11 protein-coding genes are annotated in these 12,332 nt (G+C 71.0%); 4 read left to right on the top strand and 7 right to left on the bottom strand.

Annotated elements, in window-relative coordinates:
• Window positions 1–82 precede the first annotated feature (82 nt).
• The 3 genes from FKV25_RS01500 to FKV25_RS01490 all read left to right on the top strand — a co-directional run bounded on the left by FKV25_RS01500 (window position 83) and on the right by FKV25_RS01490 (window position 1,997).
• A complete protein-coding gene (locus tag FKV25_RS01500) occupies window positions 83–583 on the top strand; it encodes a hypothetical protein (protein WP_141517022.1) in 501 nt (166 codons plus the stop codon).
• An 84-nt stretch (window positions 584–667) separates the two neighbouring features.
• Window positions 668–1,408 (top strand): 3-oxoacyl-ACP reductase FabG, encoded by a 741-nt coding sequence (gene fabG / locus FKV25_RS01495; RefSeq protein WP_141517021.1) that lies wholly within the window; start codon window positions 668–670, stop codon window positions 1,406–1,408.
• A 112-nt stretch (window positions 1,409–1,520) separates the two neighbouring features.
• On the top strand, window positions 1,521–1,997 hold the full coding sequence (locus tag FKV25_RS01490) for a hypothetical protein (RefSeq protein ID WP_141517020.1): 477 nt from the start codon (window positions 1,521–1,523) through the stop codon (window positions 1,995–1,997).
• A gap of 48 nt (window positions 1,998–2,045) precedes the next feature.
• Here the strand turns inward: FKV25_RS01490 and FKV25_RS01485 are convergent, their stop codons facing one another.
• The 7 genes from FKV25_RS01485 to FKV25_RS01455 form a co-directional block, all read right to left on the bottom strand.
• Window positions 2,046–3,680, bottom strand: a complete 1,635-nt coding sequence (locus FKV25_RS01485; protein WP_141517019.1) for an NAD(P)/FAD-dependent oxidoreductase — start codon at window positions 3,678–3,680, stop codon at window positions 2,046–2,048.
• A complete protein-coding gene (locus FKV25_RS01480) occupies window positions 3,677–4,501 on the bottom strand; it encodes a glycosyltransferase family 2 protein (protein ID WP_141517018.1) in 825 nt (274 codons plus the stop codon). Before FKV25_RS01480 ends, FKV25_RS01485 begins: the two co-directional genes overlap by 4 nt.
• Entirely contained in the window at window positions 4,494–5,309 is an 816-nt protein-coding gene (locus FKV25_RS01475) for a beta-ketoacyl synthase chain length factor (protein ID WP_141517017.1), read from the bottom strand. Before FKV25_RS01475 ends, FKV25_RS01480 begins: the two co-directional genes overlap by 8 nt.
• On the bottom strand, window positions 5,306–6,514 hold the full coding sequence (locus FKV25_RS01470) for a beta-ketoacyl-[acyl-carrier-protein] synthase family protein (RefSeq protein WP_141517059.1): 1,209 nt from the start codon (window positions 6,512–6,514) through the stop codon (window positions 5,306–5,308). Before FKV25_RS01470 ends, FKV25_RS01475 begins: the two co-directional genes overlap by 4 nt.
• Before the next feature lie 103 nt (window positions 6,515–6,617).
• The gene (locus FKV25_RS01465; protein WP_141517016.1) at window positions 6,618–8,414 is read right to left on the bottom strand and encodes a DUF885 domain-containing protein; all 1,797 of its coding nucleotides are present in this window, start codon (window positions 8,412–8,414) and stop codon (window positions 6,618–6,620) included.
• A gap of 90 nt (window positions 8,415–8,504) precedes the next feature.
• A complete protein-coding gene (locus FKV25_RS01460; protein WP_141517058.1) occupies window positions 8,505–10,724 on the bottom strand; it encodes a S9 family peptidase in 2,220 nt (739 codons plus the stop codon).
• A gap of 99 nt (window positions 10,725–10,823) precedes the next feature.
• A complete protein-coding gene (locus FKV25_RS01455; RefSeq protein ID WP_141517015.1) occupies window positions 10,824–11,519 on the bottom strand; it encodes a glutathione S-transferase N-terminal domain-containing protein in 696 nt (231 codons plus the stop codon).
• Between the two features lie 161 nt (window positions 11,520–11,680).
• Here FKV25_RS01455 and FKV25_RS01450 point away from each other — a divergent pair, with 161 nt between their 5' ends.
• Window positions 11,681–12,241: a TIGR00645 family protein gene (locus FKV25_RS01450; protein ID WP_141517014.1), complete on the top strand. Its 561-nt coding sequence runs from the start codon at window positions 11,681–11,683 to the stop codon at window positions 12,239–12,241.
• Window positions 12,242–12,332 lie beyond the last annotated feature (91 nt).

Below are 12,332 nucleotides of genomic sequence, written 5' to 3'. Positions count from 1 at the left end.
TCACCTCGTGGTTCGCGGGGCTTTCACGAGCGCGCGGCACGGGCGTTCCTGTTGGCATGTATCCCAGCCCGTGGAGGGCGACATGCCGGTCAGCATCGAATTGATGGAGGCGATGAACTACGCCGAGGGCGGCCAGTTCGGCCATCGCATCCAGCTCCAGCTCAGCGTGCCCAACCGTGGCGCGGCCCGGCTCAACTGGCTGGAGCGGACCCACAAGCCCTATGTCGAAGGCATGCCGGTCGATGCCTGGGTGGACATGTACCGCCTGCAGCCCGGCTCCGCGGTTTTCGCGCCCTGGGTGGACAGCGAAGGCGAGGAGGGCCAGGTGACGGTGATGCTCTCGGATCCGCCTTCCATCCGCCAGGTGGCCAATGCCCAGCGGACCCTGGATTTCTGGATCGTGGTGCTCGACGGTGTCGACGGCGAGGGCGGCGGTGGCGATGCCTGGGGCCTGTTCCAGGCGCGGCAGACCCTTCGATGCGATGCCCACGGCGCGATCGTCGAGCAGGTCTTCGTCATCACCGGCGACCAGGCCGGCAGCGACAGCGACCCGCCGTACCCGCGGGGCTGGCGCCCGTACTGAATCAGGGGCCCGCGCTTGCGCCTGCGGGCGCGATCGCGACAATCGGTGGATCGCCGGCCGAGTCCGGCCTGCACCGAGCCGTCCATGCCCGATACCGACCGACCGACCCGCCGCGCCCTCGTCACCGGCGGCAGCGGCGACCTCGGCGACGCGATCTGCCGTCGCCTCGCCGCCGACGGATGCGATGTCATCGTCCACGCCAACCGCAACCTCGATGCCGCCGAGGCGACCGTCGCCGCGATCCTGGCCGCTGGCGGTCAGGCACGGGCCGTGGCGTTCGATGTCGCCGAGGCCGACGCGTCGGCACGGGCGATCGAGTCGCTGCTCGCCGATGGGCCCATCCAGGTCGTGGTCAACAACGCCGGCATCCACGATGACGCCCCGATGGCCGGGATGGGCCAGGCACAATGGAAGCGCGTGATCGACGTGTCGCTGCATGGCTTCTTCCATGTCACCCAACCGCTGCTCTTGCCGATGGCGCGCACGCGGTGGGGCCGGGTGGTCAGCGTCTCCTCCGTCGCCGCGGTGCTCGGCAACCGCGGGCAGACCAATTACGCCGCCGCCAAGTCGGCCCTGCATGGCGCGACCCGCTCGCTGGCGCGCGAGATGGCCAGCCGTGGCATCACCGCCAACGTGGTCGCCCCGGGCGTGATCGAGGGGCGGATGGCCCAGTCGTCCTTCCCGCCCGAAGCGATCCGGCAGATGGTGCCGGCCGGTCGTGCCGGACGCCCCGGCGAAGTCGCCGACCTGGTCGGTTTCCTCTGCTCGGACGCCGCTGCCTACATCAACGGGCAGGTCATCGGGATCAATGGCGGCATGGGTTGATCCGACGGCGACGGGGTTCAGGCATCGCCGACGCGGGCGGGCGCATACTGACGCCATCTCGAACGAAAGCGAAAGGAGGCCTGTGATGGTCCGGGCAATGCTTGCAATGGGAATGGCGCTGCTGCTGGCGTCCTGCGCCACGTCGTCGATGCTGGTCGGGCAACCGCGCCCCCCGATCGATCCCTCCCAGGTGCGGATCTACAACGCGCCGCCGCCGGGTGGCTTCGAGGAGATCGCGGTGATCGAGACCGCCAGCGGCCCGGTCACCTACGGTGAGCAGAACAAGCTCAATGCCGTGCTGCAGAACCTGCGCGAGGAAGCGGCCAAGGTCGGCGCCAATGGCGTGTTGCTGCAGGGCACGGCCAATGGCTACGGCGGTACCAGCGTCGGCGTCGGCGCCGGGGGCGGCAGTTACCGCGGCAGCGGCTTCAGCAGCGGTGGCATCGGCGTGAGCATCAGCCCGCGCACCAAGTACGCCACCGGCACCGCGATCTACGTGGCCAACCCGCCGCCGCAGAACTGGCAGCCGATGCTGCCGGACGCGACCGGACCGGCCGTCGCGCCGGAGACCGAGCCCACCGGCGACTGAGCGCAGGGCCGCCCCGTCCGGCGGTGACGCGCATGCCGCCGGCGCTGCTCAGGCCAGGGCGTACCAGGCGTCGTCCAGCTGGCGGTCGGGCGTGGCGCCGGGCGGCGCCAGGTGCTCGTCAAGACCGTGGTCGTCGATCCGGGGGCAGGCCTGCCGCGCACGCGCCAGCACCTCTCGGGCGAGCGCCTCCATGCGGTCGCCATTGGCCGCGATGCGGTCGACGAAGGCCTCGTCGTCCAGCGGGTCGTCCAGCGCACCGTTCATGTCGCGGAACCAGTCGATGCGGTACTGGTCGAGGAATCGGCCGGGCGCCGGATCGGTGACGCCGCTTCGCGCGTTGGCCTCGCCCCAGTCGTGCAGCAGCGCCTGCACGGCGCGGTTCAGTTCGCTCGCCTGCTGCATCCGCGGGCGGATCCTGCCCAGGCAGTCGGGGTCGGCCAGGCGTTCGCCGAACATCAGCGGCGCGAGCATCGCCCAGTAGAAGGTGTAGTCCCAGATGAGCTTCACCGGCAGCACCTGGGCGTCGCCGAGCAGTCCGTACTGACCCCGGTAGATCGGCAGCATGTTGTCGTAGAACGACTGGAACACCTGCTCGTAGAGCGCGGCGTGCGCGGCGATCGAGCCGCCGCCGAGGTCCCGCTCGACGAGGGCGGTGATGTAGGTGTTGGCGATCGCGATGAAGTCGCTGCCGGGCGAATAGAACGGGTCCAGGAACGGTCCGGCCTCGCCGGTCAGGGCCCAGCGATCGGCGGAGAACACCTGGCGGCAGCCGTGCGAGTAGCCGCGCAGGAAGGCGAAGTCCTGGACCGCGTGCGATGGATCGTCGAGCGCGCGCGCCAGGCGCGGCTGGTGCTCGTGCAGCCAGGCCATCGCCTTGGCGTGGCTGTTCATCGTCGCCAGCGGATGGGTGGCGGCATCGCAGACGATGCCCAGCGAATGCGAGCCGGAGGCCAGCGGGATCATCCAGGCCCAGTACCCGGGGCCGCAGAGGTGGTTGGTCGAGCGCCAGCGGTCCGGCGGGTCGCAGCGCCCGCGCCAGGCCGCGTCGCCCGACCAGTCGTTGGGGTCGAGGTGGCCCTCGACCCGCCACCACACCGCGTTGGCGTCGTGGCCGTTGTCGAGGGTCAGGTCGAACTTGCGGCGCAACAGCCCGGCGCGCCCGGCCGCGTCGACCAGCCATCGCGCATCCAGCGATCGCGCCTCGCCCTCGCAGGTGTAGTCGACGCGGTGGGACGCGCCCTCCTGGCCCATCTCGATGCGCCGCACCGTGCAGCCGGTGCGCAGGTCGATGCCCTCGGCGCGCACGCGCTCGGCGAGCATGTTCTCGAAGCGGCCGCGGTCGATCTGCCAGGACGGCGTGGGCAGCAACTGGCTGACGCCCAGTTCGGTGCATGCATCGATGTCGTCGCGGCCGTCGCTGAAGAAGAAGCGGAACCCGAATTTGCGCAGCTGCGCGCCGTCCAGGTGGGGCTGGAGGCCGAGCACCCTGGCGAAGTAGTACGCGCCGATCTCGACCGTGGACTCGCCGACCTTGAAGGCGGCCTCGGGCACGGGGTGGGTGCGCCGCTCCAGCACGACGATGCGGGCCGACGGCAGGGCCCGGCGCAGCTGCAGGGCCAGGCACAGGCCCGCGAGGCCACCGCCGGCGATGGCGACATCGGTCGAGGGCGCGGCTGCGCTCATCTCGGCGAAGACCCGGCCGGGTCCAGGCAGGCTCCGGCGAACGCACTTTCCGCGTCGTCGATGCGGGGCGGATGGGCACGGGTGCGACGGTACTCCTCGAGTACGTTGCCATGGCGCCAGACCTGGGCGACCACGTGCGAGGTGATGCGATAGAGGTCGCGCAGCGGCCGGAAGTGGCTGTGCCTGAAGGCCGGGCATGCCGTCGTACCATGCGGGCCGGGACCGTAGCGCGATTCCACCGGCACCGAGACCACGCCGCTGCCGAGTCGTCGCGCCGCGGAGATCAGGATCTGTGCCTCGTACACGAAGTCCTCGCCCGGCACCGCGTCCAGCGCGCAGACCGCGGCGGGGTAGTAGCGCTGGCCGCTCTGGGTGTCGGCGATCCGGTAACCGCACCCCCAGGCGATGCCCCAGTCGCCGAACTCGTTGGCCAGGCGGCGGTAGCCGGGCTGGCAGGCGCGCTTGCGCAGGCGCGCGCCAATGATGATGTCGCCGGGGTTGCGGTCCGCGGCCGCGAGCAGGCGGGGGATGTCGGCGGCATCGTGCTGGCCGTCGCCGTCCATGCTGAGCACGCCGTCCAGGCCCAGGCGCAGGGCCTCGGCGAAGCCGGTGCGCAGCGCCGCGCCCTTGCCCATGCGCCGCGGGTGCCGCAACAGGGTCACCGGCAGGTCTTCGATGCGGGCGACGGTGTCGTCGTCGGAGCCGTCGTCGACCACGATCACGTTCGGGCACTGCGCGAGCGCGGCCTCGACCACGCCCCGGATGCGCAGGGCTTCGTTGAGGGCCGGCACGACGACGGCGATGCGCTTGACATCAGGCATCGATCGACTCCATCGCGGTCGCGCCGGTACGCAGCGCGATCGCCAGCCGCTGGCCGCCGCCCGCGTCGAGCATCACGCGCGAAGGGGCACCGGCGGCGAGGGCCTCGAAGAACGGCAGCATCGGCGCCATCGCGTTCCCCGACGCGTGCGCGTGCAGGCGCCCGCCCTCGACGGTCGCCGCGCCCGCTTCCAGCGTCACCTGCAGCACCGGTCCGGTCTCCCGGCTTTCGTGGGAGAGCACCAGCCCGGCGCCGAGCAGGCCCTGGCTGCGCGCGTGCTCGCCCAGCGGGCCGCTGGCGCTGCCGTCGTAGGCCACCAGCAACACGGAGTCCTCGCCGCTGGCCAGCTGCACCATGGCCTCCAGCAGGCCCTGGGCGAAACTTGCCTGCATGGCGCTGATCGCGGTGGCCGGCTGCATGGCGCCGGTGCCGATGGTCCAGTAGCCGGCGGCGGCGTTGTGCACGGAGTTGTGGAAGCGCGTCGGCGACAGTGCGCGGGGCGTGCTGGCCAGGGTGGTGCAGGTGTAGTCGGTGATGCCGAGCTCGCCATGGGTGGAGGTGAACACCGACGGCAGCGAGGCGGGGTCGCGACCGGCCGCGGTGCAGGCCGCCAGGCCAACCTCCAGCGCGATCGCCACGGTCTGCGGTGCGCGCCGGCGTTCGTTCGGCGCGAGCAGCTGCGGCGAGGGGCGTGCGGGCGCCGACCCGGGCAGCGTGCCGTCGAGGCAGAAGCGCCGGGCCGCGTCCCAGGAAGGGATTCCGTCGGTCCAGAAGCCGACGCCTTCGATGCGGGCGGAGAACGTGCTCATGCGCGCCCGAACACGAGCGAGGCGTTGTTGCCGCCGAACCCGAAGGAGTTGTTCATCGCGAAGCGGATGGGGCGGTCCACGTTGTCGAAGCGGATCTGCGGGCCGCAGGCGGGGTCGTGCTGGTCGCTGTTGAGGATGCCCGGCAGGTGGCCGTTCTCCAGGGCGAGCAGGGCGATCACCGACTCGACGATGCCGGCCGCGCCGAGGGTGTGGCCGGTCCAGCCCTTGGTCGAACTGGCGTGCAGGGTGTCGGGGAACAGCGCGGCCACGGCCGCCGCTTCGATGGCGTCGTTGGCCGGGGTCGCGGTGCCGTGCAGGTTCAGGTACCCCACTTCACCGGCATCGACGCCTGCGCGCGCCAGCGCGTCGGCCATCGCCAGGCGGGCGCCCAGGCCCTCCGGGTGCGGCGCCGACATGTGGTGCGCGTCGCTGGACTCGCCATAGCCGCGCAGCTGCAGACCGCCCTCGCCCGCCGTCGCGCGCTCGAGCAGCGCGTAGCCGCCGGCCTCGCCGAGCGACAGGCCGACGCGGCGGGCGTCGAAGGGCCGGCAGGGTTCGGGCGAGACCAGTTGCAGCGCGTTGAAGCCGAACAGGACGCTGCCGCACAGGGTGTCGATGCCGCCGACGAGCGCGGCGTCGACCACGCCGGCGTGGATCAGTCGCGCGGCCTGCGCGAACACCTTGGCGCTCGAGGAGCAGGCCGTCGCCACGGTCACGCAGGGGCCGGCGATGCCGGTCGCGTCCTGCAGGAAGGCGCCCAGCGAATGCGGGGTGTGGATCTCGTCGCGGGCCAGGTCGGCCGGGAAATGCTGGCCGCCGTCGGCACCCTCGTCCAGGCGCGCGTAGGCCTCCTCGCTGGCGCCGATGCTGGAGGTGGACGTCCCCACCACCAGGGCGACGCGTCCGGCGCCGTGCCGGTCGATCATGGCCTCGATGGCCGCCGCCATCCCGTCCTGCTGCAAGGCGAGCCAGGCGAGCCGGTTGTTGCGGCACTCCCAGCGCGCCAGGCGCTCGGGCAGCGGCGATGCCTCCAGGCCCTCGACGCGGCCGATCCAGCAATCCAGCGGCGCTTCGCCGGCGGCGGTGGTCGGGAAGTCATTGCGGCGCAATCCGCTGCGGCGCTCGGCAAGGGCCTGGGCCTGGGCCGCGCGACCGCGGCCAAGCGCGGTGGTGGCGGTGTGGGCGCGGATGGCCAGCGGTTCGATGGGACGGGGCAGGGTTCGCAAAGGACGGCAATAGGCGGACGACAGGTCCCGAGTATAGCCAGAGCCCGGGACCGACCGGCGGCCGGTCCCGGCTTTGCTCCGTTCAGCGTTCGCGCTGCGAGGGGATGAACGCCTCGTTCACCGCCTGTGCCAGCAGGTCCGGTGGCAGCAGGCCCTGGTCGAGCAGGAAGTTGTTGAAGGCCAGGCGGTCGAAACGGTCGCCCAGGGCAAGCTCGGTGGCCATGCGCAGTTCGAGGATGCGGCTGTACCCGTAGAAGTACGCGCCGGCCTGGCCGGGGGCGTTGAAGGTGTAGCGGTCCAGTTCCTGCTTGGTCATCGCCTCGGACATGCCGACCTTCTCGCGCAGCACCCGGCCGGCGCTTTCGCGGTCGGTCAGGCCCAGGTTGAGCATCGGGTCCAGGATCGCGCGGGCGGCGCGCAGCAGGCGGAACTGCAGGGCGATCAGCTGGCCGTCGACCGGCTCGTACGGGACCATTTCGGCCTCCGCGTAGAGGGCCCAGCCCTCCACGTTGACCGAGTTGAACGCGAACATGGTGCGGGCCAGCGAGACCCCGCGCTCGACCATCGCGGTGAACTGCAGCTCGTGGCCGGGGCGGCCCTCGTGCGCGGACAGGGTCCAGCGCACGGCATCGAAGTTGAAATCGTCGTACTGCAGGGCGTCGCCATCGGCCTGGGGCACCGCCACCGGCAGCACGAACTGACCCTGCTGGCCGGTGTTGCCGACCAGCGGCGCGGGCTTGAAGTGGGGCGCGGGCTGCGCGGCCGACTCGGCCTCGGTGCCCAGTCGCATCACCATCGGCCGGTTCGGCACGTCGACGATGCGCGCCTCGCGGATGATGGGGTCGATGCGGTCGATCACCGTGCGGTAGCGGGCCTCGAGTGCGTCGTTGGGGATCGTGTCGCGCTTGAGCGCCTGGATCACCTCGACGTAGTCGTTGGGATCCTTGACCGACAGGCCCTTCTCGGCGACCACCCGCGGTGCCAGCGCCTGCATCGCGGCGCGTGTTTCCATGAACTCGAGCTGGGCGCGCTGGACCAGCACCTTCGGGTCGATGTCGATGCCCACCTGCTTGAGCGAAAGCGCGTACAGGGCGGGCGGCAGCACGGTGTCGGTGCGCGCGTCGGGCAACACGGAGCCGCGCGCCCAGTCGGCGTAGGCATGCAGCTGCGCGTCCATCGCGTCGAGCGCTTCGTCGGCGCCGGCGACCTGGTACTTGGCGAACAGCTTGCGGATGCCTTCCACGTAGGTATCCACGTTGCCCAGCGCCTGCTCCACCTCGAGCCGGGTCGGGCGCAGCAGCGCAGCGTCGCCGGCGCGCTCGGTGTAGCGGGCCATCGCCTGCTCGGTGAGCGGCGCGTGCGTGCCGTCCATGCCGACGTAGGCCTTCAGGCGGTCGAGCGCGCGGGCGCGGCGCTCCGGCTGCACCTGGTCGGACAGCAGGCTCTGGATGCCGCTGAAGACCAGCTGGGGGGCGTCGACCCAGGGCAGGGTGAGGCGCTCGTAGGTCTCCGAGCTCTCGATGCTGTCGTTGGCCGAGGCGATCAGCAGCTCGAGGTCCTGGCGGACCTGCGGATCGCGCTCGACGGCAAGCTTCGCCTTGAGTGCGTCGCGTGCGCGCGCTGTCGCTTCGCGCCCGCGCTTGCCGGCATCGGGGCCGAAGTCGGACACCTTGTCGTCGTAGCCGGGGATGCCGAGGAAGGAAAAGCCCTCCGGCGAGAACTCCGCCTGCGCCTCGACCAGGATGCCGGCCAGTTCGTTGCTGCGCGCGACCCACGCGGGGCTGGCGGCCTGCGCCGTCCCGGCCGCGGCTTCCTGGGCGAGCGTCGGCAGGGGAGCGGCCAGGGCGAGGACGATGGCGAGGACGAGCGGTCTGGTCATGGCGGTTCCCGTTGGCTGGAAGAAAGGCAGCATCCACGACGCGCGACGCCCGGCCATGCGCCGAAGGTCACGCCCAGCCCGCGTCCCGTGTCAGGACGCAGGCTTCAGGCAGCGCGCGAAGAAGCCCTCGGTGATGCGCAGGCGATGCAGCAGGTCGGCACCCTTGAGGCCGTGCTTGGCCCCGGGGTAGGTCATCAGGTCGAAGGGCTGGCCACGCTTCTGCAGGGCGCTCATGAGCGCGGTGGAGTTTGAGAACAGCACGTTGTCGTCGGCCATGCCGTGGATCAGCAGCAGCGGCGAGGTCAGGCCGTCGATGTGTTCGACCACGCGGGCCTCGCGGTAGCCGTCCGGATTGGCGGCGGGCAGGTTCATGTAGCGCTCGGTGTAGTGGGTGTCGTACAGCCCCCAGTCGGTCACCGGCGCGCCGGCGACGCCGCAGGCGTACTGGTCGGAGGCCTTGGCCAGCAGCATCAGGGTCATGTAGCCGCCATTGGACCAGCCGTACACGCCGATGTGGTCGCCATCGACCCATGGCTGCGACTTCAGCCATTCCACGCCCTTGAGCTGGTCGGCCACTTCCACCGTGCCCTGGCGGCCGTACAGTGCGCCGCCGAAGGCTTCGCCGCGGCGCGGCGTGCCGCGGTTGTCCAACGAGAACACCACGTAGCCATGCTGGGCGAGGTACTGGTTGAAGTCCGGCGCCCAGGCCTGCTTGACCGTCTGCGCGGCGGGTCCGCCATACACGTACACGACCACCGGATAGCGCCGCGACGGGTCGAAGCCGGCCGGCTTGAGCAGGCTGTAGTGCAGTGGGGTCTCGCCGTCGGCGGCGGTGAGCGTGCCGTACTCGATCGGGCGGTGCGCCTCGCGATAGGGCGCGTAGGGATGGCCGGCGTCGTCGAGGTCGTTCTCGACCAGGTCGGCGATCGCGCTGCCGTCATTGCGGAACAGGGTCAGCTGCGGCGGCGTCGCCGGGTTGGACCAGTTGTCGACGTAGACGCTGGCGTTGCGCGCGAACGTCGCCGAATGGGTGCCAGCCACCTTCGACAGGCGTTCGATCGCGCCGCCGGCCAGCGGCACGCGATAGACCGCGCTTTCCAGTGGCGACTCCCGGCCGGCCGCGAAGTAGACCTGGCCCTCGGCCTCGTCGACCGCCAGCACGCTGTCGACCGGCCACTCACCGCGGGTCAGCGCGGTGCTCTTGCCCTCGCCGTCGATCACGTAGAGATGCTCGAAGCCGCTGCGTTCGCTGGACCACAGCAGGCGGCCGTCGTCGAGGAAACGCAGGTTGTCGTGCAGCGGCACCCAGGTCCTGGAGGTCTCGGTGACCAGCACCTGCTGGCGGCCGCTGTTGAGGTCGGTCTCGACCAGTTCGAGCGTCTTCTGGTCGCGCGACTGGCGCTGGAAGGTCAGGTGGCGCGCATCGCGCCAGTCCACACGGGCCAGGTAGATGTCCTCTTCGCTGCCCAGGTCGATCCAGCGCGGGGCGACCCCGGCCTTGGGCGCAACCACCGCCAGCTGCACGCGCACGTTGTCGTCGCCGGCGGCGGGATAGCGCTGCTCGACCACTTCGGTGCGGTCGGGGTAGACCTCGTAGCGCTTCTGCACCGGCACGGGCGATTCGTCGATCCGGGCGAAGGCGATGGCCGAGTCGTCGGGCGCCCACCAGTAGCCGGTGTGGCGCGCCATCTCCTCGTCGGCGACGAATTCGGCGACGCCGTTGCCGATCACGTCGCTGCCGTCGCGGGTGAGCTGGGCCGGCTTGCCGGTGGCCAGGTCGATCACCCACAGGTTGCGGTCGCGGATGAAGCTCACGAAGCCGCCCCTGGGCGACAGCTTGGGGTCGGTGGCGAAGCCTTCGCCGTCGGTCAGCTTGCGCACCGCCCCCGTGCCGCTTTCGGCGAGGTCGTAGAGATACAGCTCGCCGCCGAGCGGAAACAGCAGCTGGCTCCCGTCCGGCGACCACTGGTAGTCGACGATGCCGCTCAGGCCGGCGATGCGCTGGCGCTCACGCCGGGCCTTCTCCTCGTCGCTCAGCACTTCCTGCCCTGGCGGCAGCACGTCGTCGGCGTCGACCAGGCGTTCGGTCCGGCCACTGGCCACGTCGTAGGCCCACAGGTCGAGGCGGTTGCGGTCGTGCTCCTTGCCGCGCAGGAAGGTCACCTTCGAGCCGTCCGGCGCGATCTTCGGCTTGGTCAGGCTGGGTCCGGACAGCGGCGCATCGCCGGCCAGGGCTTCCAGCGTGAGTCCTTGCGTCCGGGCGGCCCCGTCCTGGGCGGTGGCGAGGGGGAGGGAGGCGGTCAGGGTCATGGCAAGCAGGCAGCGCGCGAGCGTCTTGTTCATGTCGGGTCGATGGGTCGTCTTATACGGGGCGGTCGATGGGCGAGGCGTGATGGGCGGGCGCGCCGCTCAGGCGGTGCCGGAGGGCGTCCCGAACAGGTTGCGGCGCATCTCCTCGGTCATCTCCCGCTGCACCCGGTGCTGTTCGGCCACGGCGTAGGCGCGGACGGTCGCGGGGCGGGCGGCGATCGCCTCGCGCCAGCGGCGCAGGTGGGGCAGGCCGGACAGGTCCATCGGCGCCTTGTCGTACGGATCGATCCACGGGTAGCAGGCCATGTCGGCGATGCTGTAGTGGACGCCGGCGACGAACTCGCGGTCGGCCAGGCGCTTGTCGAGCACGCCGAGCAGGCGCGCGGCCTCGCGCGCGTAGCGGTCGCGGGCATAGGGGATCGGCTCGGGCGCGTAGACATGGAAATGGCCGTACTGGCCGGTCATCGGGCCCAGCCCGGCCATCTGCCAGTTCAGCCACTGGCTGACCTCGATGCGGCCACGCAGGTCGTCGGCGAAGAAGCGGCCGGTCTTGTTGGCCAGGTACAGCAGGATCGCGCCGGACTCGAACACGCTGATCGGTGGGCCGCCATCGGCGGGCGCGTCGTCGACGATCGCCGGCATCTTGTTGTTCGGGGAGATCGCCAGGAACTCCGGCTTGAACTGGTCGCCCGCGCCGATGTCGACCGGGTGGACGCGGTATTCCAGGCCGGCCTCCTCGAGGAACAGGGTGATCTTGTGGCCGTTGGGGGTCGGCCAGTAATGCAGGTCGATCATGCGAGGCACTCCCGGGTCGTGGGGACGGCCAGTGTACGCGCTGGCCCGGGCGGCCTCGACCGCGCCGGCCGGCGCCATCGCGCGCCAAGCCGCCCGCGCCGGTACTTGAGCGGGCGCGGGGCGCTGGCTACCCTGCGCGATTCCCAACCGAAGCCAATCCCATGCCGACATCGCAGACGCCGCGCCTTGGTCCCCTGCCGTACCTGATCTTCAGCTCGCGCTGGCTGCAGCTGCCCCTGTACCTGGGCCTGATCGTGGCGCAGGGCGTCTACGTGTTCCTCTTCATGAAGGAACTGTGGCACCTGATCCACGGCGCGGCGAGCTTCAGCGAACAGGACATCATGCTGCTGGTGCTGGGCCTGATCGACGTGGTCATGATCTCCAACCTGCTGGTGATGGTGATCGTCGGTGGCTACGAGACCTTCGTCTCGCGCCTGAACCTGCAGGGCCACCCCGACCAGCCGGAGTGGCTGAGCCACGTCAATGCCAGCGTGCTCAAGGTGAAGCTGGCGATGGCGATCATCGGCATCTCCTCGATCCACCTGCTGAAGACCTTCATCGCCATCGGCAACCTCGGTGGCGAGGGCGCGACCTACACCACCGAGGGCGTGATGTGGCAGACGATCATCCACTGCGTCTTCATCCTGTCGGCGATCGGCATCGCCTACACCGACCGCCTGATGGCCCAGGTCACCAAGCCCGCCAAGCCCGCGGCGCACTGAGGTGTCGCGGCGGCGCGGGCCCCGTCAGCGGGCCGCGTCGCCGCCCATGATCGCGGCCCGCGCCTCGCCCCCGGCCGCTTCGAAGACCAGC

Origin of the sequence: Marilutibacter aestuarii (assembly GCF_006546775.1) — a bacterium.
Classification (GTDB): domain Bacteria; phylum Pseudomonadota; class Gammaproteobacteria; order Xanthomonadales; family Xanthomonadaceae; genus Marilutibacter; species Marilutibacter aestuarii.
The sequence above is the reverse complement of the archived record's forward strand: the minus strand, read 5'-3'. Positions and strand labels throughout refer to the sequence as shown.